At 67.8% G+C, this 26,842-nt stretch carries 22 protein-coding genes; 7 read left to right on the plus strand and 15 right to left on the minus strand.

Annotation, left to right across the window (positions count from 1 at the left end; translation table 11 throughout):
* Positions 1–125: 125 nt before the first annotated feature.
* The gene (locus BJ986_RS16880) at positions 126–389 is read left to right on the plus strand and encodes a three-helix bundle dimerization domain-containing protein (RefSeq protein WP_420372039.1); all 264 of its coding nucleotides are present in this window, start codon (positions 126–128) and stop codon (positions 387–389) included.
* On the opposite strand, the gene BJ986_RS08795 is transcribed toward BJ986_RS16880, so the two are convergent.
* From BJ986_RS08795 to BJ986_RS08850, 12 genes are all read right to left on the minus strand, one after another.
* Positions 386–3,979 (minus strand): galactose oxidase-like domain-containing protein, encoded by a 3,594-nt coding sequence (locus tag BJ986_RS08795; RefSeq protein ID WP_179421635.1) that lies wholly within the window; start codon positions 3,977–3,979, stop codon positions 386–388. The genes BJ986_RS16880 and BJ986_RS08795 overlap by 4 nt on opposite strands.
* 309 nt (positions 3,980–4,288) lie before the next feature.
* Complete coding sequence (locus BJ986_RS08800; RefSeq protein ID WP_179421636.1) at positions 4,289–7,615, minus strand: DUF7507 domain-containing protein; 3,327 nt, start codon at positions 7,613–7,615, stop codon at positions 4,289–4,291.
* Between the two features lie 289 nt (positions 7,616–7,904).
* A complete protein-coding gene (locus BJ986_RS08805; protein ID WP_179421637.1) occupies positions 7,905–8,126 on the minus strand; it encodes a hypothetical protein in 222 nt (73 codons plus the stop codon).
* Positions 8,127–8,136: 10 nt separating this feature from the next.
* A complete protein-coding gene (locus BJ986_RS08810; protein ID WP_179421638.1) occupies positions 8,137–9,720 on the minus strand; it encodes an RNA polymerase sigma factor in 1,584 nt (527 codons plus the stop codon).
* A gap of 208 nt (positions 9,721–9,928) precedes the next feature.
* Positions 9,929–10,441, minus strand: coding sequence for a class C sortase (locus BJ986_RS08815; RefSeq protein ID WP_420372040.1), 513 nt, complete (start codon positions 10,439–10,441; stop codon positions 9,929–9,931).
* Positions 10,442–10,532: 91 nt separating this feature from the next.
* On the minus strand, positions 10,533–10,919 hold the full coding sequence (locus BJ986_RS08820) for a sortase family protein (RefSeq protein WP_179421639.1): 387 nt from the start codon (positions 10,917–10,919) through the stop codon (positions 10,533–10,535).
* A 277-nt stretch (positions 10,920–11,196) separates the two neighbouring features.
* A complete protein-coding gene (locus BJ986_RS08825) occupies positions 11,197–12,153 on the minus strand; it encodes a class C sortase (protein WP_179421640.1) in 957 nt (318 codons plus the stop codon).
* A 141-nt stretch (positions 12,154–12,294) separates the two neighbouring features.
* On the minus strand, positions 12,295–13,815 hold the full coding sequence (locus BJ986_RS08830; protein WP_179421641.1) for a SpaH/EbpB family LPXTG-anchored major pilin: 1,521 nt from the start codon (positions 13,813–13,815) through the stop codon (positions 12,295–12,297).
* A gap of 102 nt (positions 13,816–13,917) precedes the next feature.
* Positions 13,918–16,860 carry a prealbumin-like fold domain-containing protein gene (locus BJ986_RS08835; RefSeq protein ID WP_179421642.1) on the minus strand — a complete coding sequence of 981 codons (2,943 nt, stop codon included), beginning with the start codon at positions 16,858–16,860 and terminating at the stop codon, positions 13,918–13,920.
* A gap of 242 nt (positions 16,861–17,102) precedes the next feature.
* Positions 17,103–17,636 (minus strand): glycosyltransferase, encoded by a 534-nt coding sequence (locus BJ986_RS16620; protein ID WP_337795048.1) that lies wholly within the window; start codon positions 17,634–17,636, stop codon positions 17,103–17,105.
* On the minus strand, positions 17,633–18,157 hold the full coding sequence (locus BJ986_RS08845; protein WP_179421643.1) for a polysaccharide deacetylase family protein: 525 nt from the start codon (positions 18,155–18,157) through the stop codon (positions 17,633–17,635). The genes BJ986_RS16620 and BJ986_RS08845 overlap by 4 nt, the downstream gene beginning before the upstream one ends.
* Before the next feature lie 305 nt (positions 18,158–18,462).
* A complete protein-coding gene (locus tag BJ986_RS08850) occupies positions 18,463–18,915 on the minus strand; it encodes a hypothetical protein (protein WP_179421644.1) in 453 nt (150 codons plus the stop codon).
* Positions 18,916–19,081: 166 nt separating this feature from the next.
* Between BJ986_RS08850 and BJ986_RS16770 the strand changes: the two genes are divergently transcribed.
* The gene (locus tag BJ986_RS16770) at positions 19,082–19,984 is read left to right on the plus strand and encodes an ATP-binding protein (protein ID WP_179421645.1); all 903 of its coding nucleotides are present in this window, start codon (positions 19,082–19,084) and stop codon (positions 19,982–19,984) included.
* A gap of 33 nt (positions 19,985–20,017) precedes the next feature.
* Here BJ986_RS16770 and BJ986_RS08860 read toward each other — a convergent pair whose 3' ends face one another.
* From BJ986_RS08860 to BJ986_RS08870, 3 genes are read right to left on the minus strand one after another with little or no spacing between them, the layout of a single operon-like run.
* Entirely contained in the window at positions 20,018–21,184 is a 1,167-nt protein-coding gene (locus BJ986_RS08860; RefSeq protein ID WP_179421646.1) for a luciferase domain-containing protein, read from the minus strand.
* The gene (locus tag BJ986_RS08865; RefSeq protein ID WP_179421647.1) at positions 21,181–21,690 is read right to left on the minus strand and encodes a VOC family protein; all 510 of its coding nucleotides are present in this window, start codon (positions 21,688–21,690) and stop codon (positions 21,181–21,183) included. Before BJ986_RS08865 ends, BJ986_RS08860 begins: the two co-directional genes overlap by 4 nt.
* 31 nt (positions 21,691–21,721) lie before the next feature.
* Positions 21,722–22,294: an NADPH-dependent F420 reductase gene (locus tag BJ986_RS08870; protein ID WP_179421648.1), complete on the minus strand. Its 573-nt coding sequence runs from the start codon at positions 22,292–22,294 to the stop codon at positions 21,722–21,724.
* A gap of 94 nt (positions 22,295–22,388) precedes the next feature.
* Between BJ986_RS08870 and BJ986_RS08875 the strand changes: the two genes are divergently transcribed.
* The 5 genes from BJ986_RS08875 to BJ986_RS08895 all read left to right on the plus strand — a co-directional run bounded on the left by BJ986_RS08875 (position 22,389) and on the right by BJ986_RS08895 (position 26,506).
* Positions 22,389–22,892, plus strand: a complete 504-nt coding sequence (locus BJ986_RS08875; protein ID WP_179421649.1) for a MarR family winged helix-turn-helix transcriptional regulator — start codon at positions 22,389–22,391, stop codon at positions 22,890–22,892.
* A gap of 51 nt (positions 22,893–22,943) precedes the next feature.
* Positions 22,944–23,636, plus strand: coding sequence for an aspartate/glutamate racemase family protein (locus BJ986_RS08880; RefSeq protein ID WP_179421650.1), 693 nt, complete (start codon positions 22,944–22,946; stop codon positions 23,634–23,636).
* Between the two features lie 250 nt (positions 23,637–23,886).
* Positions 23,887–24,138 carry a hypothetical protein gene (locus BJ986_RS08885; protein ID WP_179421651.1) on the plus strand — a complete coding sequence of 84 codons (252 nt, stop codon included), beginning with the start codon at positions 23,887–23,889 and terminating at the stop codon, positions 24,136–24,138.
* 440 nt (positions 24,139–24,578) lie between these two features.
* Positions 24,579–24,689, plus strand: a complete 111-nt coding sequence (locus BJ986_RS08890) for an aldehyde dehydrogenase family protein (RefSeq protein ID WP_179421652.1) — start codon at positions 24,579–24,581, stop codon at positions 24,687–24,689.
* Positions 24,690–24,973: 284 nt separating this feature from the next.
* Positions 24,974–26,506 (plus strand): CYTH and CHAD domain-containing protein, encoded by a 1,533-nt coding sequence (locus tag BJ986_RS08895; protein ID WP_179421653.1) that lies wholly within the window; start codon positions 24,974–24,976, stop codon positions 26,504–26,506.
* The last annotated feature ends 336 nt before the right edge of the window (positions 26,507–26,842 follow it).

The following is a 26,842-nucleotide window of genomic DNA, read 5'->3' on the forward strand; positions in this document are numbered from 1 at the left end:
TGGTGGCCGACTGTCGCTCTCCGATCGCTCGAGTCGCTCGGCCTCGCGGCGGTCGCACCGTGCAGCTCCCTCCCCTGCGCGGGCGGCTCTTGCGCTGGTGGTCCGCCAGGAGGAGTCTTCGAACCATGTCCGGACTTGACGAGGATGCTGCCTTGGTGAAGGTGTCAGAAGGCCTCTCCGCGCGGTTTCCTGCAGTCGATCCTGCGACGGTGCGCTCTGTCGTCGCCGAGGCCCGCTCCAGCTTCGACGGACCGGTGCGCGACTACGTGCCGCTTTTGGTCGAACGCGTGAGCGCGGAGCGGCTGAGGGCGCTCGAGTCCGCATCGTCGAGCCCGGGAGGTCCCGGCGCGACGGTGGGTGACGGGGCGTCAAGGACCAGCCGAAGCTAGTTGTCATCCCCCTGAGGTGAGGTCGTCTTGCCCGCCCTCTTGCTTGCCGTCTTGCTCGCGGTCTTGCTCGTCGTCTTGCTGGTTCGCTTGCGAGGCGGCTTGAGTGGGGGCAGTCCGGGGATGTCGAAGACGGGACGGTGCTCGTGACCGCCGCCCATGTGCATGACGCCGCCGTGTCCAGGCTTCGGCGGGGGCGCCGGGGCCCGGTCGAGGTGGACCCAGAGTGCGACGGAGGGAATGTCGCAGTCGTCGACGACGAAGAGCATGTACCAGCCGGGCGGGGCCAGGTTGGGGTTGTCGGTGACCTCGACGGTGATGGTGCACGCGTCGCGGCAGACGATGGGCAGGTCGACCAGCCGCTGGCTGGTGTCGTTCGAGTGGGTGGTTGCCATCGGGCGGACCAGCTGGGCCCATTTCAGGGTCATCGCCGAGGGTGTGCTCACCTCCACCGTGCTGCCGTACAGCCACTCCGTGGGTGCTGAGTCGAGCAGGGGCCGCGGACCGCGGAACAGGTAGGGCGGGTGGTACAGCTCGAGGCGCAGCTCGTCGTCGCCGCGGTCGGGGTTGGACCCTGCCGTGACCACGCGTCCGTCGGGCAGCAGGAGCGCGACCGAGTGATAGAGCCGGGAGACCGTCGCTTCGGCCACGGACCGCATCGTGTTGGTGGCCGGGTCGTAGATCTCGGCGAGGTGAACGGCGTCGGCGCGGGTCTCACCGTGCAGGCCGCCTCCGGTGACGAGGACCGTCCGGTCCGGAAGGATCACGGAGTTGCACAGCCCGCGCGCCCGGGCGAGGTCGGGTCCGGGGTGGAAGGTGGCACCCGCGGGGCCAGCGGACAGGTCGATGATGTCGGTGCGTTTGGTGGCCGAGGGGGCACCGCCGCCGCCGATGACCATCACCTTCTGGTCCTGGGCCGGGGGCAGCAGGATGCTGTTGCCCTGGTCCCGCCTGGCCTTGTCACGCAGGCCCGTCACGGTCTGCTCGGCGCCGGTGAACGGGTCGATCGTCCGCCCGTCGATCGTGGCGTTGCCGAGCTGCTCGCCGGTGTAGAAGAGCCTGCCGTCCTTGAGCAGCAGCAGGTGCGGATACAACGGGAGGTTGGTGGTGTTCGGCAGCGGTCGCCATCCGATCGCGGGGTCGAAGACCTCGTTGGGAGCCGGTATGCCGGAGCCGACGACGGCGCGGCCATCGCCCATGGTGACGAGCGTGGGATACCAGCGGTGGGCGTCCATGTCGTCGACCCGGATCCACTGGCGCAGGGTGGGGTCGAACAGGTAGGTGGCCTGGGAACCGACGAAGTCGTCGTACTTGTCCGTGCCACCCGCCACGAGGACCTTGCCGTCGGCCAGCACGGTCTGGCTGGCGCAGAACACGTCGAAGGGGCACCCGGGGTCGTAGAACGTGCCCTCCTGGTAGTCCCACACCACGCTGCGCACCAGGTGCGCGTTGAAGTTGGGAACGTTGTTGCCGGAGCCAGCGAAGAACAGCACCTGACCCGTGTGCATGAGGACCGCGTGGACCGCCAGGACGTGCGAGTCGACGGGCAGAAGCTCCCAGTACCCGGTGTCCGCGAGGTCGCAGACATCGATCGGCTGGGTGGCCGGCATCCCTGGCATCCCTGGCATCCCCGGCATGCCCGGCAGCCCTGGCAGCCCCGGCAGCCCCGGCTGTCCGGGCATACCCGGCATACCGGGGACCGTGCCCGACACCGGTCCGAGCCCACCGTGCAACGGCATGTGCATCGCGCCCAGCACGACGTCCGTCGCGGGACCGCCCTCGGTAGCCCGGGCGGCGCTGCGCGCAGGGTGCCTGGGGCCCCGCCAGGGCTGGTCGGCCCGCTCGTGCCCGTGGTCACCCCCGTTGTCGTCAGTCCCATGGTGGTGACCGCTGCCGTGGGTGTGGTGGCCGCCGAGGCGCTCGCACTCCTCGCAGGGCGCGTCGACCTCGTGGCCGCAACACCTGGTGGTGCCGTGGTCGTGTCCGCAGCACCGCCCGCCGGGCTTGCGGGGCGCGTGCGCGTGGTCGTGCGGGCACTGCTTGGGGTCGCAGTCGGTGCCGTCATGGGCATGGGTGCGCTCGTGGTCGCCGTGCTCGTCTTCGTCGTCCGGTATGCCGCAACATGGGTTGTGCGGCTTGGTGTGCGTGTGCGGGTGGTCGTGAAGACCCGTGGCGCAGTCGCCGCACCGGACCAGGTCGACCCACTCCAGGTCGTTCCGCCCGTCATCCAGGGGAAGTATCCAGTCGGAAGACCAGGCCGTCTTGGGGTCGACCCACACCCAGTCACGGGCGCGGACCAGCCCGGCCAGCCCCGCCATCATGTGCTCCTCGAGGTGGCAGTGGAACAGGAAGTCGCCCTTGACCCGCACCCGGCACGCGTCGTCCGGCGGGTCACACTGAAGGTCCTCGAGATCGCACGGCAGCCGCAGCGCCGCGGGCACGATGGTGTCGGCGGTGAAACCTTCTGCGGGGCTGAGGCTGTGCACGTCGGCGGCGCCGCCGGCGGGCGTCGGGAGGGCCCAACGGGCCGAGTGGGGGTGGAAGTTGTGCCACACCGAACCCAGGTCGAGGCTGACGACGTGCCACCGCAGGCGCTGCCCGGTGTCCGCTTCGATGGTCGGGGTGTTGCCGACGAACGCGCGTCCGTTGAGGCAGTACGTCAAGGCGCCGCCCCCAGGGGCAAGGACGATGTGGTCGAAGTTCTGTGCCAGTGTCCAGATGACCTTGTTGCCGGGCCGCACAGACACGGCCTGCGGGAAGAAGCTGTTGTCGCGGATGTCGACCGCCCGGTCGCCGGCGGGGGCGCCGGGGTCGACGGTGACGGTCCCGGACATGGTGGGGCCGTGGATCTTGCAGTGGTAGGCGATGACGCCCGCGGTCGAGAACACGTGCTCGAAGGTCTGCTTCGGGGTGGCGCTGTGCAGGACGGGGCTCTCGAACGCGTCCGCTGTCGACGGGGCCTGCATCGCGTGCAGGAAGATCGGCACGTCCAGGGCCGGGGGAGCGGTGGGGTCGCGGACGATGAGCGCGCCGAACAGGCCTCGGTTGACGTTGGCCTGGACCCTGTGGGCGTGGTCGTGGAAAGCCCACACGCCGATGGTGGCGTCGGTGATGTCGAAGGTGTACGTCCAGCTCTGTCCCGGGAGGATCTCGTCGCTGCGCAGGCCGTGCCGAGTGCCGATCCCGAACGGCCACGCCCCGTCGGCGTCGATGCCGTACTTCACCCCGTGCACGTGCAGGCTGTGGCAGTCGACGTCGCCATTCAGGACGTGGATCCGCAGTCGCTCGCCCGGCTCGGCATACAGCACTGCCCCGGGAACCCTTCGGTACCAGGGCGGTTCGTTGACGTCTGACTCGACGAGCTTTGTGGTGCGCGGCATCGTGTAGTGGTCGTCGAGGTATTCGCGGTAGACCAGTGCGTCGACCGTCGTGGCGGCGATCTCGGTGGGCTGCACCCGGCCGGTCTCGTGGCCCATCCCGAACATCGCGTCACGCCCGTAATGGCGGCTCCCGACGATGGGGGCGAGCGGGCTGTACCCGCCCAGCTTTTCGATCTTCAGGAAGACGTCCCGCCTGCGAAGACATTCGGACATCGCGCGCTCCTGTTCCCCCGGCTCTGCCGCGGTGCCGGATGATTGCGATTGGGCGAACTTCACAGTATTCGCGCCCCGCTGGCTTCAGGATCCGCCGTTTGCCGTAGTTGGAAGATGCCTATGCGGCGCCCCCCGACCGGTGTGGTCGTGGCTGGGTGATCGATGGTTCCCCTTGTCCCGAACAGCTCGGGACAAGGGGAACGGATCCGTTCCCTGTGGCACGCCCTCCTTGGTCCCGGTCACGACCGAGGGCACGCGGGGGAGCCCCCAGCCGGGGCCGGTGTAGATTTGCTACCAGCTGGTTCTGGCTCAGGAGGGGTGCCTTCCGACCTCCCTTGGCCGACGTCCGAGCCAGACGAAGAGCAAGCCCAAGAGGAGAGCAAGCAACCCGGCCAGGGCTGCTGCGTACAGCCCGGACGAGACACCTGTGAACGCCAGGAAGCCGCCGAGGCCGGGGGTCGCGACCCTGGGCTCCGGACCCACCCGCGTCAGCGTGCGGGACGGGCGTGACACCACCGGCGAAGCGCTGGGAGTGGTGCCGCGGCTCACCGCGGTGTTGGCCACGTGGCCGGCGTTCGCATCGGCCTGCGTGATCGTGTAGGGCGCGCTCGCGCAGGTCATCGACTCTGTCGGCTCCAAGGTGGTCCTCGGGCAGACCACGGCGATTCCCGCCTCTGCAAGCAATGCGTCACCGACATTGACTGCCCGCAACGTCACATTGCCGATGTTGCGAAGCGTGAATGTCCACTGGATGGTGTCGCCGACATCGATGACCCGATCGGCGTTCGAGTCCTTGATGACCGAGACCTTCTTGTCCAACGAGAGGCCGGGAGCGACCAGCGAAGGCGTGGTGGTCGTGGACGGCGGGGTCACTACCGGCGCGCCGGTGGGCGGGGTCCCGGATGCCGTGGCCGAGTTGGCGACAGACCCGGCGTCGACGTCAGCCTGCGTCACGGTGTACGGCGAGCTGGCGCACACCACGGTCGCGCCCGGCGCCAGGGTGGTCGAGGGACAGGTCACCGACACCGCCGGGCCGCCCGGCGCGGCGAGCTGATCAACGACGCTCACGTTGGTCAGTGGCGCGGTACCCGTGTTCTTCACGGTGAAGGAGAACGCGATCACGTCCCCCACGCCCGCCTTGCCGTCGTTGTTGGCGTCAGTGGTCAGCGCGGCGGACTTCAGTAGCGAAAGCCCTGCGATGAGAGGCGTATTCGTAAAAGTACAAACCACGTTGGAGCCGGAGTTCGTGGTGCTGGGCATCAGGACCGGTCCTGTTGTCCCGGTCCCTGAGGCCACGACTGCGTTGCCATTCAGGGTGTCGACGCACTGGTACTGGGAGGCGTAACCAGCAAGGTCGGCGCCATCCGCGCCCTGCTCGGTGATGGTGTAGGTGCGACCGGGGATGACGAGGATCGGCCCGACCACTTCGCTGGGCGCGGTCTGCACACCCCCGGTGCTCCCTGAGGTGACCGCCGTGTTGTTGGCACTGATGCCGTTGCCGGTGATCGCGAGGCCGAACTGGTCACCAGCATTGGCACGGCCGGCTATGTTCTTCTGCAGGGACAGAGAGTTCGGGGAGGCGCACGACCCCAGATCGGCAGCATCCGCATTCGCGGTGCCATCCGGGTTCAACAGGGGCATGGTGGCGATGATCGCACCCGTTGCCGGGTCGATCTTCCTGATCTCGCGAGCAAAGTTGGGCCCGGAGTTGGCCTCGGTGTAGAGGAACCCATCGGCGCCGAAGGCAACGCCGTTGACGGCGACGGTGTAGGGCTGCAGCTTCGCGATGAGCTGACCCGTGACCGTGGCACCGCTGGAGATCAGCGGCGGCTGGAAGTCGACGAGCCGGTTGTTGACCGCCGTGCCATCGCCCGCGCTCATCACGACAAACATGCGACCGCTGCTGTCGAACGCAAGGTCGCCGTTCGTCGTGGCGGTGTTGGGGAACGCGGTACGGAACTGGAGACCCAGGCTGGTGTTGGTCGTCGTGTTGAACGCGTAGAACTCGAAGGTGTTCAGCGTCTGGTTGAACGCCCCCACCCAATAGATTCCGGTGGTCGGGTCGACTCCCCCCATGACGACGTTCGGGTCAGCAGCGCTGACGGCGATGGTGCCTACTGTCTGGATCGTCCCAGTGGCCGGCGTGAACCTGTACACGTTGACGAGGCTCTGACCGCCCACGGTCGTGTAGTGCTGTTGCGTCACGTAGACCGCGGAGCCGCCGGGCGTCAGACCCAGCGCATTGAGGTCCGTGTTGGGGATGGACGTCCCGAAGTTGGTCACCACGGTCGACTGGCCCGTGGCGGTGTTGACTGCCAACAGCTCGTGGGTACCACCCTGGTTCAGGGCATAGGTGGTCCCCGGGGTGCAGCTGATGCTTGTGGGGGCAGTGCTGATGGCGAGGGGGTAGTCCTCGACCTCGCCGGCGTCTGAGGCGCCGATCGGGGACTGCGTCTGCGTGGCGTTGTAGCCGACCCGGAACCGGGCGTAGGTGTTGCCCGTAGTCAGCCCGCTGATGCCGGACCAGGTCAGCGTCGCACTCGTGGCACCGGCAAGGAACGTCGCGCACGCCCGTTCTGAAGGGTTGTCGAAGATCCCGTTCTTGTTGAAGTCGATCCACCCGCAGACTGTGCCCGCCTTGCTGGCACCCCTGATCGCCACCGTCGTGGAGTAGCTGGTCGTTGCGGAGGTGATGGGTCCCAGGGTCACGCCGTCGTCCCCGACGTCGGTCAGCGCGGAGGCGCCGGCGTTGGGCGAGCTGGTGCCGTTCGCCACCGTCGAGCTGTCTTCTGTGACGGTCGATCCGAGGGTGACATCGGACAGCACAGCGCGGGCGGCCTTACCCTGGTCGTAGGACGCCGGAGCGTCACCGAAGTCCTCGGGAACGGTGACGGCGATCGAGAAGCCATCCTGGTTCGGGGTCGCCCCGCCGGAGGCGCTGTTGTGGGTGTCGGGCGGAATGCTGGCCGTGGTCTGGGTGAACAAGGCACTGACGCTGAAGGTGACCGAGGTGACGGTCCCGTTGACGCGCACCGACCCGCACTCGGCCGTGGCACTGGCGGACGGCAGAGGAATCGATGGGCTGTCGGACTGTGCCCTCGTCTCGCAGCGGTAGCTCGTGCTGTTGTTGTTGGCCGTGATCTGGCTGCCGGAGACTGCGAGATTTCCCCCGCTGAGGTCTGTCAGGGTCACTCCGGGCGTCGTGAGCGTGAGGATGTCGTGCAGCTGGGACATGGCAGTCACGTTGTTGCTCTTGTCCCACGAGTGCACCTCGCCACCCATCCCGGCCAGCGAGAGGATGGGGTTGCGCACCGGCTGGCTGAAGTTGATCGTCACCGTGCCGAGCCCAGAGCACGTGCCCCCCGACGCGCAGTTGTTGGTCGCGTTCGTGAGCATGTCCACGGCCGGCGTCGTCGATGCCAGACCTGGGGTGAAGTCGCTGGCGACATATCCGCGTGCGCCCAGGGTGCTCCCCCCGACGACCGAGGTCAGGCCCGTCGCCGACACGGAGGCGGTCAGCCCCGAACCCGGCATGGTCAGGGTGCCGACGCCACCGGAGATGGCCGGTGGAGTGATGGTCGCCTGATAGGCCGAGGCCGGCGTGGCGACTGCGATCGCCAGCGTCGCGAGGTACACGAGGACGGCGAGGATTGAGATGCCTTTGCGGCTGGGCGACCGCCCGTCCAAACATTGGGTCGCCGATGACCGCCCGCTGTACAAGACCAAGACCTCCGTGTGACCGCCTTCGGGCGCGACCAAGCCATCGAAGGTCGTCTGCCCACCGTGGTAGACGCGTGATCGTTCAAAGAGTGACGCCAACGCCCGAGAAACCTTCGGCGAACTCACTGTTCGCGACGTTCGTCATGGTTCGCGGACCTTTTGATGACGGGCAGACGCCTCGCCACCTGGAGCGTTCAGGACGCGGTCAGACCAAGTTGGGCGTCTCGTCCCGGACCTTGCTTGCCCGTTCCTGTTCCACCAATCGCTGAGAGGCCGCATACACGGCACACAGTGCGTCGAGGAGGCGGATGGGATCACCGCCTTGGACGCGGCCCTCGCTCTCCGTGCCCAACTGCTGGAGCCGCTCGACGGCGACGGCTAGGTCGTCGAGGTAGTCGGCCGGCACAACAACGCTGTCGTGAAGCATAGGAACCTCCTCAGGATGGAAGAAACGGGCGGCCGAGGCGCAGCACCGGGCGCTTGTCGCTCCGGGGATGGGTCACGGGGACGGCCAGAGGGTCGTGGCTGTCGCAGACGCTGCGGAGCCAGACCGGTAGGTGCCGGTGGCCCTGGCGCTCACCGAACCAATCGAGCGGGCGGCCCACCGGGTCGAGATCGTTCCCGACCAGGACTGCCCGGTCGCGGTGGGGGAAGCCGCCGCCGTGCAGGTGATCTCCCTCCCGCTTTGCGCGCAGCCCCGCCAGGCTCCCGAGAACTCGGCCAGGGACACTCCCGCGGGCACTGAGACGCGCAGTCCTAGCCCCCCGGTCAGCTGTTGCCCGGACGCAGTTACCTGGATGAAGGGTGATCTGGTGGGTCCGCCCCTTGCCACGGCGAGCCAGAGCCCTCCCTGGGGGGCCTGAGTCGTGGGTGCCGGGGTCGGTGTCGGGGTCGGCGCGGTGCTCGGTGCCGTCGCGATGGGTGGTGCCACCGCGGCGGGGCTGCTTCGTTGTGGACGGCGCAGGCGGCGAACTTGTAGGCGGCGTTGTCGGGGTGGCAGCGGGGGTCGGCAGCGGCGTGGGTGGCGGAGGAGCGGGGCTGCTCGTCGGTGCGGATGGACTCAACGAGGTCGCGACGGCGACCGGGGTGCGCTCCAGCGCGGGTCGCTCGGGCCACAGCGCCCAGGTCAACAGGCCGCTGCCGACGGCCACGGCGGTCGCAAGCGCCACCCTGTGCGCTGAGCCCGAGGCTGCCACGTCACCATGGGCAGCTGTCGCGTGGGCCGCCGACCCCGCTCCGCCCGCTGGCCCCGCCCCGATAGCGGTGCCCACCCCGGTAGGTAGCAGGACGAGGACGGCCGGGCCGAGGATGCCGGAGAGGTTCTGGTCCACCTTCCGCAGCTCCGCGAGCCGGTCGGTGCATCGCGCGCACCCGCGGACGTGCCTGGCAGTGGGGGCGGTGTCTGCAGGAAGCGTCAGCATTGCTGCCAAACCGCGGATGAAGGGCGCGCACTCGGGGTCGATGGCTCCCCTCGACACATGGGCCTGCACGTATGCAGCGCGCAGCACTTGGCGGGCCCGCCGCGCCAATGCGGCCACGGCGTTGGGGCTCACTCCCAGCTCGTCGGCTACCGAGATGTTGGCCTCGTGGTCAACGGCTGTCCTCCACAGGACGTGTTGCCAGCGGGCGGGGAGTGAGGCGAAGGCTTCGCGCATCAGGCTGAGCTCACTCGCCGCCGCAACCGGGTCGGCCGGCACGTCGGCGGCGTTCTCGAGCAGCGAGATCTGGTCGGTGAGGATGTCGAAGGCGTTGGCCCTCCGGCCTCGCGTCGTGACCCCGTTTCGGACAGAGGTCAGCAGGTAGGCGCGGACCGATCCCGTGGGGCCGCCGCCTCTGCGAAGGGCTGCCAACATGCCAGAGAAAGCGTCCGAGGCAAGCTCCTCGGCGTCGCGCGGCTGTCGCGCGACGCGGTGAGCTGTGGACAGGGCTGCGGGGTAGTGCCGAGTCCACAGCTCAACCGCGGCTCGCTCGTCGCCGTCGCGGGCGGGTGACGTCAGCTCGAGGTCATCCACTTCGGTCATGGGCACCGTCAGGCCACCCACCCGTCGGCGTCCTCTGTCCGGGCCTCGACCCTCATGCCCATCCCTCCACATTCGTTGGCTGACGAGTGAGGGACGCCCCAGCGGGCCAACCGTGACGCGGCTCAGGACAAGGGCCACGGGACGTGTAGCGAACGACCCAGAAGTCGGCACCCGAATCTGCTGATTCGACCGGTTCCGTCACGCGTTATCAGGGGCGGAGCCCGGCAGGATGGGGGCCGCGCCGGACCAGGCCTCCCCACCAGACGTAGACGCCGATCAGAGTGAGCCCAACCAGATACCACACCAGCCACCACGGGAAAGGGACCAACGCAGGCCCGGTGTTGGCGGCCTCAACGGCGGACGTGGGAGTGGGCATGACTCGTTCGCCTGTAACCAGGATGCGGTGAGAGTTGATACCGAGCGGGGTGCACGTGATCAGTGTGACGAGGTCTCGGCCGGCCTTCGGGTGCAGCGAGGCGGTATCGGAAGGTTCCACGACTCGCGTATCGAAGACGCGGTAGCTGAGGACGCGGCCAAAGGTGGTGATCACGAAGGTGTCTCCGGGGTGGATCCGGTCGAGGTTGGTGAACATGGTCGCCTCGGCCAGTCCCCGGTGACCGGTGATCACCGACAGGGTCCCTTCTCCCCCGACGGGCAGGGAAGTCCCCTCCAGGTGCCCGGCGCCTTTGAGCAGGATGGCGTCACTGGTTCCGTGGTACACGGGCAGATCGACACCGATCTTTGGCCCAGACGGATGGTGGAGCTACTCTCCTGTCGGCTAGATGCGTGGACGAGCCTTGGTCTGGACGTGATCAGGTGACGAGCTGGGCGGTGATGATCATGTTGTCGGTGGACTCTGTCTGGGCGGGGACCTGGAGGCAGGTGAAGAGGACGAGCCTCCCGGGCGCATTGGTCCAAATGTCGGTCTGGGTGTGGACGTCGGGTTTGTAGACCTTCTGCGATCCGGTGACGTGGTAGTGGAGCCCGCCGACGTAGACATCGGCTCCAGGTTTGAGGGAGGAGGTGCCCGCGGCAACGTTGATGAGGTAGTTGCCCGGGCAGACCGCTCCGCCTCGGCAGGAGTGCATGACGACGAACACGGTCCCCGTGGTGGCGCGGGCCAAGGGGGCGCCGTAGTTGCGGACGAGGTAGGCCGAGGAGAACCCGGGCGGGTCGATGATCCCGTTGACTTCGTTCAACTCTCCGACGGGCACGCTCAGCCCGGTGGAGGGGACTCGGAGTGTCAGTCCGTTCCTCGTGGATACCGCATCGGTTTGGCTCTTCACCATCTCGGACGGTTGCGGGACGAGAACGGGGTTACCTCGCATGTCCTTGGGGAAACCCTGTTGGGTGATGTAGGTAGACACCGTCCATGCGGTCGCGACGACAGCCACCGCGCAGAGCAATCCCGCGACCACGATGCGGGGAGCGCTGGACGCCTGCCGTCCCTTTCGCGCCGGTCGCCGGCCCCTGTGATCAGGCATCGGCCAGCCCCACAGCTCGAGCGATCGGCCGTGCAGGTGCCTGGGTGTGTCTGCGGCGAGGTTTGACCGGTCGGCCAGACCACCAGACATAGACGGAGGCGGCGAGGATCGTCCCTCCGATTTCGAGAACCCACCAGGGGAATCCGGGCCCGATGGGTGGTTTGCCGGCTCCTGCGACCGCAGACGCCGGCGTGGGCAGGATGCGTTCTCCGGTGACGAGGATCCGTTGGCTGTTGATGCCGATCGGCGTGCACGTGACCAGAGTGACCAGATCTTTGCCGGGAACGGGATTCAGAGCCTTGGTCTGATCGGGGTCGACGACTTTGATGTCGAATACCTGGTACGTGAGGGTCTCTCCGAAGACGTAGATGGTGAAGGTGTCACCGTTGACGACTTTGTCGAGGTTCGTGAACAGGGTGGCCGAGGCCAGGCCGCGATGACCGGCGAGAACGGCGTGGGTGCCCACCCCTCCGATGGGCAGCGAGGTCCCCTCGAGGTGGCCGATGCCCCCGGTGAGGGTGCTGTCGTTGGTGCCGTGAAGGATCGGCAGGTCGACCTTGATGGCGGGGATGACTAGGCGTCCCATCAGCCCATACGGATTGGCTGCCAGAAGTTGGTTGTAGTCGAACCCGCTGGGGAGAGAAGCGCCGGTGTCGACCGGGATGCGCTCATTCGCCTTGACCTCAGCGCCGCTCTCGAGCAGGGCGTTGTACGCCTGCGCCTCTTTGAGCGCCTGAGTACGACTGGCGGGTCCGATCACTTTGACATCGTTGGCGTATTGGGCGACCAGCTGCCCTTCTTGAACAGCACTGAACCAGGAGGCGGTTTGCGGATACAGCGCGACACCGATGCCGAGCAAACACACCGCCGCGACCACCAACGAGAGTCCCGACAGGCGCCAACGCCCGCGTGGGGCGGCGGCGCTGGTCTTGGTGCAAGGGGTGCTCATGAGGACTGCTCCGGTGAGGAAAGGCGGCTCGGGGTGGTGGGAGATGGTGTGCCTGCTCCCACCACCCTGAGCCTGGAACGTTGCTGCCCTGGTGTCGGCGGGCTGTCGTGCCTCGACGTCGGGCTTGCTGTGTGGTGGGCCTTAGCGCCCGGTTGCCTCCTCCGGCACGGCGACCCAACCGGTCTCGGCCTGCCGGCGTCGAACCAGCAGGACCGCGGCTGCGATGCCGGCCGCTGCCAGAGCGAGCCCACCCCCGAGGAAGATCGCTGTGCCAGTCGAACCGGTCAGCGGAAGCGCGATCGGGGACACCTGGGGATCGGTGACCGTGACAGTCGCATTCGCTGAGGTGCCGGGGGCGACGGTCTCGGCGAAACCACCACTGCTCTGCTGGAAAGCAGGCGCGATCATGAACCCGGCGGGCGCCTGCGTCTCGACGATGTAGTAGGTCAGGTTGGCGCCAGTACCGTTGTTCTGCGCTTTGAGACCGTTGATCGCGACAGTGCCGGACGCGTTCGACGTGAAGGTGGTCACACCGCCGACAGAGACCGGGTTGGTCAGGCTCTGCGCGTTCGCCAGCGAGGTGAACACCTGGAAGCTGGCACCCGCGAGCGCGTTCCCGGCCGGGTCGACCTTGTGCAGGGTCACGTCGCCCCAGGTGGTGTTCGCGGTGTTCGACGGGGTCGTGGTCGACCCGCCGGTCGGCGCGTTGATGAATTGGCTGGCCGTGTTCGGGATGGTGCCGTTACCGACCGAGTTCACCACGGTCGGGATCCCGACCGTGATCACCGCGGACGGGTTCGAGGTCAGGAACGTCAGACCAGCGGCGGTGAAGTTCACCGTGACGGTCTGCCCGGAGACGGTGATCGTGTAGTCGGCGGCCGGGAGGGTGATCGTGGTGCCGGTGGCGGACTTCATCGTGACCGTGACCGCGGCCGCGGTCGGGGGGGTCAGTCGGGTGTCGAGGGTGTCAGCGATGGTGTAGGCGGTGAACGCGTTCCCCGCGGCCTGGTTCGGCACGGTGGAGGTGATCGTCCAGTTCACCGTCGCCCCGACCCCGGACGCGCTGGTGTCGGTGACCGTTTTCACCGGAGCGTTCTGCACCGTGTTCTTCGGGTAGACGAACACGTTCGTCAACCAGTTGTTGCCCTGCGGCAGAGGCAGGGTCACGAGGAATGGTGCACCGATGACGGTCCCGGCCGGGGCGCTGACCTCGGTCACTTCGTAGACCGCAGGGGTGGAGGTGCTGTAGGTGGTCACGCCGCTGCTGTTCGTCGCGGCCAACGGGGTTGCTGTGCCGGTGGTGTACGTGGTGGCCCCGCCGACGACCTGGCCGGAGCTGTTCACCGTCAGCGTGGATGCGGTGATCCACCCGGCCTGGGTGGTCAGGTCGACACCGTTGACCGGCGCGATGTTGAACACGACCCCCGGGATCGGGGTCAGTGCTGCGACGTTCTGCTGGGTACCGTTCGTCGCGGTACCTCCGGTCGTCGGGTTCTGCAGCTTCGTGATCGTCAGGTTGTACGGGCCGGCCGGCACGTTGCCGCCGGTGGTGTCCGCGTTTGCCGGGCCGGCGATGGCCGCCACACCCAACAGGGTGAGCGCACCGGCGCCGACGACGGCAGCCAGCCGCCGCAAGCGCGGCGACCGAGAAGTGTTGTTCATTGTGGTGTTTCCTGTCTTATTTCGTTTCAGAGTTATGTAGGTGGGTGGACCGGATGCAAGGGGGGCGAGGTCAGGGCCCCCCACTCATTTGCGTTCTCGAGGTCACGGCGATCTCCGGATCCGGGATCGCCGACGCCACTGCCAGCCCAGAAGGACCACAGCAGCAGCCAGCAGCGACGTCGCCCAATACGTGATCACGTCTGTGCCCAGCCCCCCGGTCAGGGGCAGCACGATCGGCGCCGCCTGCTGGTTCACCACGTCCGCAAGGACCGTGGTCTGAGTCGTAGCCGAGACGGTGACCAGGATCGGAGTGGAGTTCAACACGTACCCGACCGGTGCTTTCGTCTCCACCAGCTGGTAGTTCCCGGGCGTCAAACCTTTGACGAAGAACAGTCCTCCAGCCGGGTTCGTGTCCGCGCCCGTGCACGGTGAGCTAACACAGTCCGTGACCACGATCGGAGTACCCGTCGGCTGACCCAGCCCGTTCAACGCCGTCAGCGTCCACGACGCCCCCGCGAGCACGTTCTTCGCCGCCGTCGCGTCGATCTTCCGCCACTGCAGACTCGCTCCGATGGGGTTGGTGACCGAGACGCCCATGAACGCGTTGTGGAGTTGACCGAACGCAACCGGGTTGACGGTCACCGTGTACGTCACGTTCACCGTCGTGTTCGCCGGAACGATCCCGGTCCAGGTCAAACGCTTGGTCGCGGAGGCATACGACGCCGTTCCCGTGCCCGCCGGGGTGATCGTGATCGACCCCGGGTTGAACGTCGCATTGTTCACCACATTCGTCAGGTCATCGAAGGGCGAAATCGTGCTGGAGGGCACCGACCCCGAGTTCACGATCGAGAGCGTGTAGGTCAACGTGTCACCCGGGTTCACGATCGTGTTCGCGCCCTTGTCGACCGTCTTGCCGAACGAGATGATCGGCTGAGCTGTATTCGTCAGAACACAGGAGATGTTCGCGCCCAGGACGGGCGTGACCGTCGGAGGAGCGTTCGGGTCATATGCCGCACCCGCGGGCAGGCCGGTCTGCAGGCCGGCCGAGTCCGTGCACGTGATCTTGCTCGCGTAGTTCGCCAGCGATGTCGTGCCGAAGGGGGCCTCCGTCAACGTGTAGGCGGTCCCTACCGACGCCACATACGCCCCGGACGTTCCCGACCCCGGCGTCACGGTCGACCCCGAACCGGCCGTCGTCGAGTTGGCCGTGCTGTTCACGACAGTGCCCGCTGCGCCCCCCGTGCGCACAGCAACTGTGAACTGGTCCGTGGCAGCCTCGCGCGGCGCCCCCAACGCCTTTGTCAGCGTGATCCTCGGCGCGGGTCCGTTGGTGAATACGCAGGTGACAGCGGCACCGACACCGTTCACCGGTGGGGGCTCGGTGAAAGTGAACGTCGTGCCGGATCCGGATTGCAGAACCGTACCCGTCGGATCCTTACACTGGTAGGTGGTCGTGTAGTTGGCCAGGTTTGTTCCCGCGGCGGCCGATTCGGTGAAGGTCAGGACGGCGCCGGTCAACGCGATGACGGGGCCTGCCACTGCCCCCGGTGCGGTCTGAAGACCGGTCGTCGTTCCGGACGTGGTGCCGGTGTTGCCGGCCGTGTTCGACCCGGTGATGGTGAGGTTGAACTGGTCGGTGCTGACGGCACGCCGGACGATGTTCTTTTGCAGGGTCACGGATCCGGGAAAGCTGCACGACGCCGCATCGTATGTTGTCGCTGATGGTGTCGGCCCGGTCTCAAGAAGGGCCCCGGTGATCGGGTCGACCCGGAGGAACGCTGTCGTTGTCGTCAGGTACAGGTTGCCGTTGGACCCGAACGCGATCCCGGAGCTTATCCCCAACCCCGCGATGGCCAGTGTTGACAGTGGCGTGTATGTGAGTGTGGGGGTGCCCGAGGTTGTTGGGATCGTCCCGTTGACCCGGACAAGGGTGGTGGTCGTCAAGGTCACATCGTCAAAGCTGGTGTAGAGGTTTCCGTTGCCATCGAAGACGAAGTCGGACACGTTGGATGTCCCGGCCGGGAATTGGACTCGGCCGACTTCGCCGAGGTCCGTGTTGGTGGTCGTGTTGAACGCGTAGATGTACAGGCTGGAGGTCGCGGCATCGATAGACCCGTAGAAGTACCACCCGTTGAGAGGGTTGATCGCCCCGGCGATGAGACCACCCGTCACCGTGGTTGTCGTTGCGAACGTGGTGATCTGACCCGTCGCAGAATCGAGCCTGGAAACGGTTACCGGGCCCCCGGTTTGGTTGGCCCAGTACAACGCCGTACCACCAGCAGAGGCGGCCAACCCGTTCTGGGTAACCTGCACGTTGGCGAGAAGCTTGGATGTTGAACCGGCCAACACGCCCCCGGGACCGAGAGTCTCCTGCCACAGCTGGCTGTTGGTGTCGAGCGTGTAGAGCGTGTTCGTGCAAGAAAAGGGTGGCTGGTCGGAGGTCTGAACGTTCAGGGTCCCCTTCGTCGTCTGAAGAGGTGCGCCGTCGCCGATGAAGGAGTAGCTGCTCGTTCCGTGCGTCAAGATACCGGCAGGCGCACTTGCATCAACCGTTACCACGGGATTGAACCTGTAGCTCGCTGGCGGTGCAGGCCAGCTCGAGTTGCCACTGACCTGGCACGAGAGCGTCCTGTTCAGGTTGCTCAGGGCACAGCTCGATGCGGTCACGGTGCTGGCAAAGAAGGTCACACCGTCATTTGACTGCTGGACACTCACCGACGTTTGGGCGGCGAATGTGCTGTTCGACGGGGCGTTGAATACGAGGTCTTGGTTCGTTGCGCCCGTGGGGGTCATGCTGGAAATTGATCCGGCATTGAGCTGGACTGTCACGGGGACCGTACCGCTTGTGCCGGGGGTGATCGTCACCAGTGTCGGGACGTCAAGGGAACCGATCTCCGCCCCGGCCGCGACGGTGACCATCGTCGACGAATCGGCCGAGACCATCTCTACACTCGCGGCCCACGCCGGAGACGAAGTACCAGGCCCGCCGACGACCAGGCCAGCCGCCACCATCGTCAGGGCGCCAAGAGACGACAGAAGCGTCATCCGCTTCGGCCTTGTCGCCCATTCCTTACGCTCCCAGCCAGTCGTGCGCCGTCTGTCCCCCGGGTTGGCACCTGCTCCCAGGGTGGGCACACACACTCCGGCCGCACGGCGGCGCGCAGGCGTGGCAAGGCGGGTGGTACTCAACGTCGGCCCCTCGTCCCAAAATCGAAGGATCCCCAAGGTGGGATCGCTGCAGAAGACGAGAGCAGAACTGCACCACGCCACTACGGAGGACGTCCGACCTAGCCGATCGTGACGCGAAGGCTGCGAAAGACATCGGGATATCCGGGCACACCATCCCGAACTAGGGCGTGTCTCCCGGGAACGCTTAGCCAGGCGGCGATGGCCACCTGGGCGACGCCGCCTCGGTAGGTCCGGGCCGCCAGGGCCGTCCGCTTCCTGAGGCGAGTCTCGACGACCCGGGCGCCAGCGGCCATGGCGCGGGCTGCGGTGTCGTCGGTGCAGTTGTCAGCCACGACGATGACCTCATCGGGAACTCGGGCTTGGGCGGCCAGCGCCTCGACCGCCTGATGCACCGTGGCACCCTCGTTGTGGGCTGGGACCACCGCGATGACACGGCCCCCGTGGTGCGCGTGTTCACGGCGTCCGCACACCCTGATGGCGGCGCCGACCCATGGCTGAGCCAGCACAGATGGATGAGTGTGCAATGAGAGTCCCCGTCTCTCTGGGGCGCTTCCTGTGTGTTCGCGCCCCGTCCACTCCGAGAGAGTCCCGACCCGCTGGAAGGTGACGACGGTGCTGATCACACGTCTCACATCGCGGTCCGCAGCTTCCCCGTCCCTACCAGTGGGCTGCCTTGGCGTAGAACGTCGTGCATGAGCACGATGTCCTTGTCGTGCGCCGTCATCGCCGTAGCGACGATCTCGGGCGTCGTGGCGCCCGCGTAGTCACGAGTGTCGACCGTCCAGAGGACCTCGGTCATGCCCATGGACAGCGCAGTGGCACGGATTGCCGCCGTGGCAGGACCGAATGGCGGCCTGAAAAGCCACTCGCGGACGCCGGTGAGCTGCTCATGGATCTGTTGCGTGCCAAGGATCTCGTCGGTCACGGCATACGAGGGGAGCTCGTCGGGGAAGGGATGGGAGTAGCTATGGTCGCCTGGCCACTGCCCGGCAGCCTGCTGGGCGAGCACGAGGGCCGGGTGCAGCTGCTCCTGGGCGCCGACATTGAAGAACGTTGCCCGCACCTGCCCGTTGGCGGAGAGCGCGCCGAGGATCGCAGAGGTGCTGGCCGACGGACCGTCATCGAAGGTCGGGGCCCATAGCCGTGGACGCACCTGGGTGGCGCGGGCGGGTTGCTGGGTGAGGCGTGGGCGGCATGACCCGGGCTGAGCCCGAGAGTGACGGCGGTGAGGGCGCCGAGGACCGACCCTGCAGTCCGACGAAGTCTCATGGGGTGATCGGGGTCCTTCCTGCGGTGGGCGCCAGCGCGTTCGCACGATGACCGGCCCTTCACCGTTGAGACGCCGCAGGCCTTCGTCTGTGACGTCCCCCGCGGCCGTCCACGACCCAGGAATCGCATGGCGCGCACGCCCGGACGCGCCACCCGACCTCGACGTGGGTCAGTCCCCGAGCAGGCCCTTCAATGGGGCCATCGCCACCAGGTCTGCGGGTGCACCATCGCGACCACATGAACCGCGACCAACGCGACGCCCGGACCGGTCAACCGGACGGGCGACTGGTGCTGGAAAGCCATCTCGATCTGCCAGTCACGCTCACCAGGCTCGATGCGTAGTCCGACAACTTCGGAGAACCACAAGCTCACCCAGCCTTTCAGGCGGTGACTCAACACCAGGCGCTGTGGCGTCCCCGTGACCTGGCATCCGCTGCGGTCGGCCCACGTCGTGAGCCTCGTCGTGTCATGCCGCCGCTCGAACGTGGCCACCACCTGGAAGATCGGCCGTTCATCGGCCCGCAGGGGCGCCGCCACGGTCCCGTCGACCAAAGGTGTGGCCGCGTCCGACCGCAACGCCCGGGCATACCTCACGGCCGCCACCCAGTCCGCAGACTCACCCGATGCCAGATCCTGCGCCACCCGCACCCCTCCCGTTACGCGACCGCACCCTGCAGTCGGTCGCGTAACGGGGAGACCCACTGCGGGCATTGGTGACGCGGTATCCAACGACACCAGTCGAGGCATCACAGGATGAGACGCCTCACCGCGTGATCCGTGACGCCGCCCAGGCCGGTACCCTGCGGAAGTGGCGCACACCGTCGCAAGCAGACCGGTCCCGGAGGGGGAGGCGTGGGCGCAGTCCGCGCTCGCGCAGCTGGCCAACGTGCCGGGGGTCCATCGGGCAGGCTTGGCACTCGCCGAGGGCGGCGGGCGGAGGCTGCTGTTCACCGCGAGTGACCGCGAGACAGAGCGCTCCGTGCCGTGGTGTGAGATCGACGCCTACGAGGACGTCCCACTCACCCACGCCGTGCGCACGGGCGAGGTCGTGCTCGGTTCCCTGGACGACGTCGGCCGACGCTACCGGGCGTTCGTCGACCGCCAGCTGCCGACGACGCAAGCCTTGGCGGTCCTACCTATCGTCGCGTCCGGGCACGTCGTGGGCGCCTACGCCTTGTTCTTCGACGCAGCGCAGCACTTCGACCCGCAACGGGTGGCCGAGCTGGAGGCGCTCGCGGCGCGTCTGGGCGATGAGCTGCGCGAGGTGCAGCGCGCCACCACCCATGCCGACAGGTCCCTTGAGGCTGAGCCGGTGCCACCCAGTGCACAAGCAGTGACCTACTCCGTCGCCGCGGACCCTCGCGCAGTCGGTGCAGCACGCCACTTCGCCGTCAGCGCCCTCGCGGCGTGGGGCGTGGACGAGGGCACGGTCACGAATGCGATCCTGTGCCTGAGTGAGCTGGTCACCAACGCGGTGATGCACACCGACGCCGGATGCGAGCTGCGCTTCGTCCTCCACCACGGCGTCCTCACCGGGACCGTTCGTGACAGTGGCTCGAACGTCGTCGTCGACCCCGGCAACGTGGCCGTGGATCCGTTGGCCGTCCACGGTCGCGGATTGCAGCTCGTGGACGCGCTCGCCACGCGGTGGGGCTCCAGGTTGGACGCCGGGGGAATGACTGTGTGGTTCGTGCTCGAGCCGGCAGCCTGACGGTGGGCCTGGCGGGGTGTCGCGACCGTCCCGTCAGGCCTTCGCCGTCCCGGAGGCGAAGGCGTGGGCCGCCGTGACGATGGCGGATACGGTCTCGAGCTCGTCCTCGGTCCGGGGGCCGAAGAGCATGACGAAGCCGGCCGCGAGACGGGTGCCGGCCCACGGGTGGGGGACGCCCCAGCCGTGGGCGACGAGGTCGGCGGCGTAGGCAGCTGGGAGGGCGAGGTGGAGCGAGCCGTCGTATGCCGGGTGAAGGTGCGCGAACTCGCGCACACCGGGGACGAGGTAGGACTCGTCGGGGCCGGTGCCGTCGGGGAGGGTGAACGCCCGCGCTCCGGGTACCGAGATGCGTGACGGACCGCCCTGCACCCCGGCGAGGGCACTGACCCGCTCGAAGAGCTTCTCCTGCAACGTCTCCGGTGCGTTCTGCGACTGTTGCTGCTGGGGGATGTCCCAGTGGACCTGGGGGGAGGTGCCCTCGCGGTGGGGGAGGTGGCCACCGTCGACCGTGGTCCAGAAGACCTCCTGAGGCGGCCCGACCGGCGGGGCTCCCTCGACGGCGAGGTGAGTGAAGAGCTCGGCGACCCACGCGGCGAGGCGTTGCATCGTCGCCGCGGTCAGCCCGTGGCCGCCCGGGTCGCGGCGTCCGACGGTGGGCGCGCCGGACTGGGTGTGCAGCCAGGTCCAGGTGCGGTCGAGCAGCTCGCGCGGGATGACGTGGTCCGCCTCTCCCTGCGCCACGAACACCGGCAGGTTGGCGAGGTGGCTGCGCTCGAACGGCAGGCCGGCGTCGAACGGCAGGGTGCCGTAGAGGATCGCTGCTCCGGCATAGCGCGACGGGTCGGCGAGGACGAGTCCGCCGGCGAAGGCGGCCCCTCCGCTGAAGCCGACCAGCACGACGGGCCGACCGGCTGGCGCCACCGTGTCGAGCCAGGTGCGGAACCAGGCCATGGTCGCCTGGAGAGAGGAGGCCACTGGGCGGCCGATGCCACGGTTGGCGAACCACGCGAAGCCTCCGCCCTCGGCGATCGGGGCCCGCACGGCGGCATACTCGACGCCTTGGGGCAGGTGTGGCGCGATGCCGAGGATCTCCTGCTCGTTGGATCCTCGGCCGTGGAGGAGGACCACGAGCGGAGCGCTCGGGTCTGCGGCCCCATGGGTCGCGACGACCGGCGCCGCGAACGTCGTCTCGGCGCTCACGACGCGTCCTTCGGCACGAGCTCGGCTGCGGTGCGGACGCCGGTCCAGCGCTCGGCCTCAGCGGCGAGGTCGAGGCGCTCGACCGGTGCGGAGTGCTCGAACTCACCCCATGCCGCGCGGGGCAGCATCCACATCACTTCGAACTCGTTGCCGTCGGGGTCCTGGCCGTAGAGGCTCTTGGTGGCGCCGTGGCTGGACTCGCCGGTCAGGGCGCCGAGGCGCACCAGGGTGCTGCGGGCCTCGACGAGCTCGTCGATCGTGTCGACCTGCCACGCGAGGTGGTAGAGGCCGAGGGCGCCGCGGGGGCGCGGCGGCTGCGCACCGACGCCGAACAGGCCCAGGTCGTGGTGGTTGCCGGAACGGGGGAGGCGCAGGAAGGCGGCGTGAGCGCGCGGTTCTCGCGCCACGACTTCCATCGCGAAAGCCTGCTGGTAGAAGTCGAGGCTGCGGTCGACGTCGCTGACGAACAGCACGGCGTGATTGAGACGTACGGCGTTGACGGTCATGGTGGGGACTCTCTTCGTGTGGCTGGTCTGGTCAGGCGATGACGCCGAAGCCGCCGGTCCAGGAGATCTTCTCGTTGGCGGCCAGCGTGATCTGAAGGAAGCCGATCGCCTCCAGCTCGCGAGCGCGACGCAAGGAGCCGGCATCGATGGCTTTGAGGCCCCCGGCGGCGACGATGTCGGCCAGGGTCGACTTGGCGTCGGCGTCGTCACCGGCGATCAGGACGGTCGTGGTGAGGTCGCCCACCTTCCCTGTGGCCAACGTGCCAGCGAAGTTGGTGTTGAACGCCTTGAGGACGCGTGACTGGGGGAGTGCCGCGGCCAGCTCGGCGGCCGCGGAGCCGTCGGCGGCGACGGTGAGCGAGTCGAAGGTCTGGAAGTCGAGGGGGTTGGTGATGTCGACGACGATCCGCCCGGCGAGGTCGGCGCCGCGGGTGGCCACGAGGTCCGACAGGGACGGGTAGGGGACGGCCAGGACCACCACGTCGCCGAGGCGTGCGTCGGTGTCGTCCTTGCCGACGAGGCTGACGGTGTGTCCGCCGCGGCCTGCGACCGCGGCGATCGCCTGGCCCATGTTGCCGGTTCCGATGATCGAGATGTGCGCCATGGTGAGCCTTTCAGAGTGGTGTCGTAAGTTGTCGATACAAGTAACACGCCTCGGCCGTAAGTTGTTCCTTCAACTAATCCGATAGGCTGTGAACATGACGACACGGTGGCTGGATCCGGGCGAGCGCGCTGCCTGGCTACGGTTCGAGGCGGTCATGGAGCTGCTCCCGGCCGCCCTCGACTCGCAGCTGCGCCGCGACGCAGGGCTCAGCCACTTCGACTACGTCGTCCTGGCGATGCTGTCCGAGGCGCCGGAGCGCACGCTGCGGATGACGGCCTTGGCCCAGCGCACCAGCGCGACGCTTCCCCGTCTGTCGCACGTGGTCCACAAGCTCGAGGGCCGGGGACTGGTTGAGCGCTTCCCCTGCCCCGAGGACGGCCGGGCCACCAACGCCCGCCTGACCAGCGCAGGGTGGGACATGGTCGTCCAGACCGCGCCCGGCCACGTCGAGACCGTCCGTCACCTCGTCTTCGACGCGCTGACTCCGACCCAGGTCCGGCAGCTGGCACGCATCAGCGACGCCATGCTCGGCCGCCTGGACCCGGGTGGCCGGGTGCGGGCGTTGCTGGAGCCCGACCAGGCTCCCGTGGCCGAGTAGCCCCACTGACGATCTTTGCCCTGTCCGAACCACCGGCAGGAAGATGACGCCATGAAACTTCTCGGAGTACTCGGCGGGATGAGCTGGACCAGCACAGCCGAGTACTACCGGCTGCTCAACCAAGGAGTCGCCTCTCGGCTCGGCGGCCTGCACTCCGCTCACCTCCTGGTCCACAGCGTCGACTTCGAACCGGTCGCCGCGATGCAGCACGACGGGAACTGGGACGGCACCGCGGCGGTGCTCGTCGATGCAGCCCGCGGGTTGGAACACGCCGGCGCCGAGGGGCTCATCCTCGCAACCAACACGATGCACAAGGTCGCTGACCAGCTGCAGGAGGCCACGACCATTCCCCTGCTTCACATTGCCGACGCCACTGCGGCGCGCGTTCGGGCCGACGGCCTTCACACGGTCGCCCTGCTCGCGACAGCCTTCACGATGGAGCAGGACTTCTACGTCGGACGCCTACGCGAGCAGGGTCTCGAGGTGATCACCCCAGGCGCCGTCGAACGCGCCGACGTGCATCGCATCATCTACGACGAGCTGTGCCACGACGTGGTCCTCGACTCCTCGCGCAACCGCTATCGCGACGTCATGGACCACCTGGTCCAGCGCGGTGCGGAAGGCATCATCCTCGGGTGCACCGAAATCGGACTCCTCGTCGAAGGCGGTGACGCCTCAGTGCCGCTCTATGACACCGCCGCGATCCACTGCCAGGAGGCCGTCGACTGGATGCTGAGCTCCTGAGCCCCTCCCGGCTCGCGGCGGGGTCGCGTGTGGCTGGCGTTCCAGATCGATCACGGTGTGCGCGTTCGTGTGGTTCTGTCCCGGGTCGACGGTCAGTCTGTGGCATGACCGGGGAGTCTGTGCACGTCCGTCCGAGTGGTCGACGTGCCCGCCGGCTTCAGGGTCCGGAGCTGCCTGGTCGTCCGCTGAACGTTCGCAAGCGGCGACTGCGTCGATGTGGACCCCACGCGTACTCATGTGGCCTTCTCTGGTGGTGACCGCCTCACTCATTGCAATCCCGTTCTTCACGTATCTGGCGGGCCCCTCGCAGATCGAGTGGGGGATCTTCATCGCCCTTGTGCCCATGGCGCTGTGGTCACTTCTGGCTGTGACCGTGGGTGCCGCGGTCTGGGCTGCCGGGCTAGGCGATGTGTGGGCGTCTGCGTTGGGGCGCGGGATTCTCTTCTCGCCGCCGCTGGCCTTCAGTGTGGCCATCGTTGTGGAGGGAGTCGTCGGTCACTGAATGTCTGCGCTGAGCTTGCCGGGCGCAGTGGCTCGCCACCTCGCCGACCGCGCGCCGCCCGTCGGCGATCACCGCGAGCACCGCCTTGTACCTCTGCTCAGCCACGCTCATCTCCCACGTGGAAGGAGCGTCAAGAATCAGCCGAAGTAGGTGTCAAGCATCAGCCGAAACACTGTCAAGCATCAACCGAAGCCCAAACGTCAAGCATCAGGCGAACTCATAGAGCCGACAGTGTGCCCTCGGGCAGATTCGAACTGCCGACACCCGCTTTAGGAGTCCGTCGCCAACGCCAAGGCCCGCGGCGGTTCGTTGCTGCACAACGGTTTCCGAGCCTGTGTATGCCGGGTGGTACTGGCTGGTTCTGGTGCCGCGGGTACCTCTCGGGTACCTAGCGACCAACGTCTGGGGGGACATCATCGGGTACCGCATAGACATCCACGATGCTGCGACCATGGAAGATCGCCCCCGCGATCGCCTGGGGCAACACCTGCGTCATCAAGCCGAGCGAGGACACCCCTGCATCCGTGACGCTGATGGGTCGGCTGGCCTAGATCGCGGGGGTTCAACCGCGACGGTCATCGATGGCCAGCTGACCATGCGCCTGTCCGACGCCGCTGGCGCGACCGGTTGGCGACGCCATCATGGTGCGCCGACCGGTGTGCGGACGCCCTGACCGGGCGCCCCGCTGCTGCAGTTGGCCAGCGCGGAACCGGTTTTGCAGCACGCTGGCCGTGAGACAGAGCTCGGCTGCAAGATGACCGTCGCCGATCCGCCGAGCCCGGTTCTGCATGAGGTGCACCTTCCAGCGTCGAAGCCCGATGCGGGAGGATGGGGTATGGCCGCTCGCGAGCATGTGGAGACCGAACGCAAGTACGACGTGGACGGGACGACCGCGGTCCCGCTGGGCGAAGGCGACGCGACCCCGGGTGTTGGTGCGGTGATTCAGATTCAGCTGGATGCCGTGTATTTCGACACCCCGGCCCTAGATCTGCACCGTCGCGGCATCACCCTTCGGCGGCGCACCGGCGGGGACGATGAGGGTTGGCACGTGAAGGTACCGCGAGGTCGGGACGAGAAGACCGAGCTGCGGCACCCGCTGGGTCGCGCCGTGAGGTCGGTGCCGCGCCAGGTCGCCGACCCGGTGCGGGCCATCGTCCGCGATCGGCCACTGGTGCCGGTGGCGGCCATCGCCACCGACCGCACTGCGTACACGCTGCTCAGCGCCGCGCGGCCGCTGGCCACGCTGTGCGATGACAGGGTGTGCGCACGGCTGCTGAACGGCGAGGACGACCACGGCGAGCAGGCGTGGCGTGAGTGGGAGCTGGAGGCCGTGGAGGGTCAACCAGCCTCGGTGTTCAGGTCAATCGAGCCCTTGCTGCTGGGCTCTGGGGCCCGCCCAGCAGACCATGCCTCGAAACTCGACCGTATCTTGGCGACGCACGCTGGCGACCGCGAGCCGAAGGAACCGACGTGCGGACCCAAGGGCAGTCTGGCCGCTCTGCTGCGGGACCGGCTGGTGCAACAGATCTCGGCCCTGCACGAGCAGGACGCGGCGGTCCGCGCCGGATCGCCGGAGGGAGTCCACCGGTTGCGGATCGCTGCGCGACGGCTCCGGTCGGCTCTGACCACTGCCAAACCGCTGTTTGAGCAGGCGCCGGAGGACCTGCTTGGTGAGCTTCGCTGGCTGGGTCAGGTTCTCAGTCCGGCCCGTGACACCCAGGTCATCCGCGAGCGGCTCGAGGCCGCCCTATCGGCCGAACCGCGCGAACTCGTGCTCGGCCCGGCCCGCCGCCGCCTGCGTATCGAGCTGGCCCATGAACACAAGGATGCCCTCGCCCGGGCCCGGGAGGCGCTGGGCTCCACGCGCTACTACCGCCTGCTTGACGCGCTCGATGCCCTGGTCGCAGACCTGCCACTGGCGCCCGCTGCGCGAGCACCGGCGCGCTTGGTCCTTGGGGACCTCGTCAGGCGAGACGCCATGCGGCTGCACCGAGCAGCACGGGCCGTCGCCGAGAGTGACGCCGCCGGGCACGACCCCGCACTGCACGAGGCGCGTAAGAAGGCCAAGCGCCTGCGATACGCCGCGGAGCTGGCCGTCCCAGCCGGCGGGCGGCGCGCGAAGAGGCTCGCCAAGCGAGCCAAGGCCGTTCAGCAGGCACTGGGCCAGCATCAGGACACCGTCGTCGCCCGGCAGCGACTGCGCCAGCTCGGCGCCCAGTCGTTCCTGCGCGGCGAGAACGGCTTCACCTTCGGTCTACTACACGGTGTGGAACGCCTGCGCGCAGAGCATGCCGAGCTTGAGTTCCAGAGCGCGTGGGTGCGGATGCCACGGCCGCGCACAGCGGCCGCCTGGGTGTCCAAGCGATAACGGCGCAGCACCGGACCACGTAAGCGAGGCGCCACCGCTCCAGTTGGCGCGCCAGGAAGCCACGGCGGTGAAGTAGCGGCGACGATCCCGCAATCACCTTGGCAAAGCTGCGGTGATGATTCGGGTCCGAACCGTGAAGGCAAGTGGCGTCCGCGAGAGTGGTGTACGACGACGGTCAGTGAGCGCGGCCACCCCTTGTGCGGTGTGGAGGTGCTTAAGGCCGCAGTACGGGTGGTTCGCTCGAAGTTGACCGCGCCGGTGCACGACGTCGTACCGGTTCTGGTGGAGCGCTAGGCGCTAGAGCGGTTGACGGCAACGGTGGACTACACCTCCGGA

Source organism: Pedococcus badiiscoriae, from assembly GCF_013408925.1.
Classification (GTDB): domain Bacteria; phylum Actinomycetota; class Actinomycetes; order Actinomycetales; family Dermatophilaceae; genus Pedococcus; species Pedococcus badiiscoriae.

Bases quoted from the DNA above. Each gene is read 5' to 3' on its own strand.
- BJ986_RS16880 (WP_420372039.1), top strand. From the start codon at position 126: ATGTCCGGACTTGACGAGGATGCTGCCTTGGTGAAGGTGTCAGAAGGC.
- BJ986_RS08795 (WP_179421635.1), bottom strand. From the start codon at position 3,979: ATGTCCGAATGTCTTCGCAGGCGGGACGTCTTCCTGAAGATCGAAAAG.
- BJ986_RS08805 (WP_179421637.1), bottom strand. From the start codon at position 8,126: ATGCTTCACGACAGCGTTGTTGTGCCGGCCGACTACCTCGACGACCTA.
- BJ986_RS08810 (WP_179421638.1), bottom strand. From the start codon at position 9,720: ATGACCGAAGTGGATGACCTCGAGCTGACGTCACCCGCCCGCGACGGC.
- BJ986_RS08825 (WP_179421640.1), bottom strand. From the start codon at position 12,153: ATGAGCACCCCTTGCACCAAGACCAGCGCCGCCGCCCCACGCGGGCGT.
- BJ986_RS08830 (WP_179421641.1), bottom strand. From the start codon at position 13,815: ATGAACAACACTTCTCGGTCGCCGCGCTTGCGGCGGCTGGCTGCCGTC.
- BJ986_RS08835 (WP_179421642.1), bottom strand. From the start codon at position 16,860: ATGACGCTTCTGTCGTCTCTTGGCGCCCTGACGATGGTGGCGGCTGGC.
- BJ986_RS08865 (WP_179421647.1), bottom strand. From the start codon at position 21,690: ATGACCGTCAACGCCGTACGTCTCAATCACGCCGTGCTGTTCGTCAGC.
- BJ986_RS08870 (WP_179421648.1), bottom strand. From the start codon at position 22,294: ATGGCGCACATCTCGATCATCGGAACCGGCAACATGGGCCAGGCGATC.
- BJ986_RS08875 (WP_179421649.1), top strand. From the start codon at position 22,389: ATGACGACACGGTGGCTGGATCCGGGCGAGCGCGCTGCCTGGCTACGG.
- BJ986_RS08880 (WP_179421650.1), top strand. From the start codon at position 22,944: ATGAAACTTCTCGGAGTACTCGGCGGGATGAGCTGGACCAGCACAGCC.
- BJ986_RS08890 (WP_179421652.1), top strand. From the start codon at position 24,579: ATGCTGCGACCATGGAAGATCGCCCCCGCGATCGCCTGGGGCAACACC.
- BJ986_RS08895 (WP_179421653.1), top strand. From the start codon at position 24,974: ATGGCCGCTCGCGAGCATGTGGAGACCGAACGCAAGTACGACGTGGAC.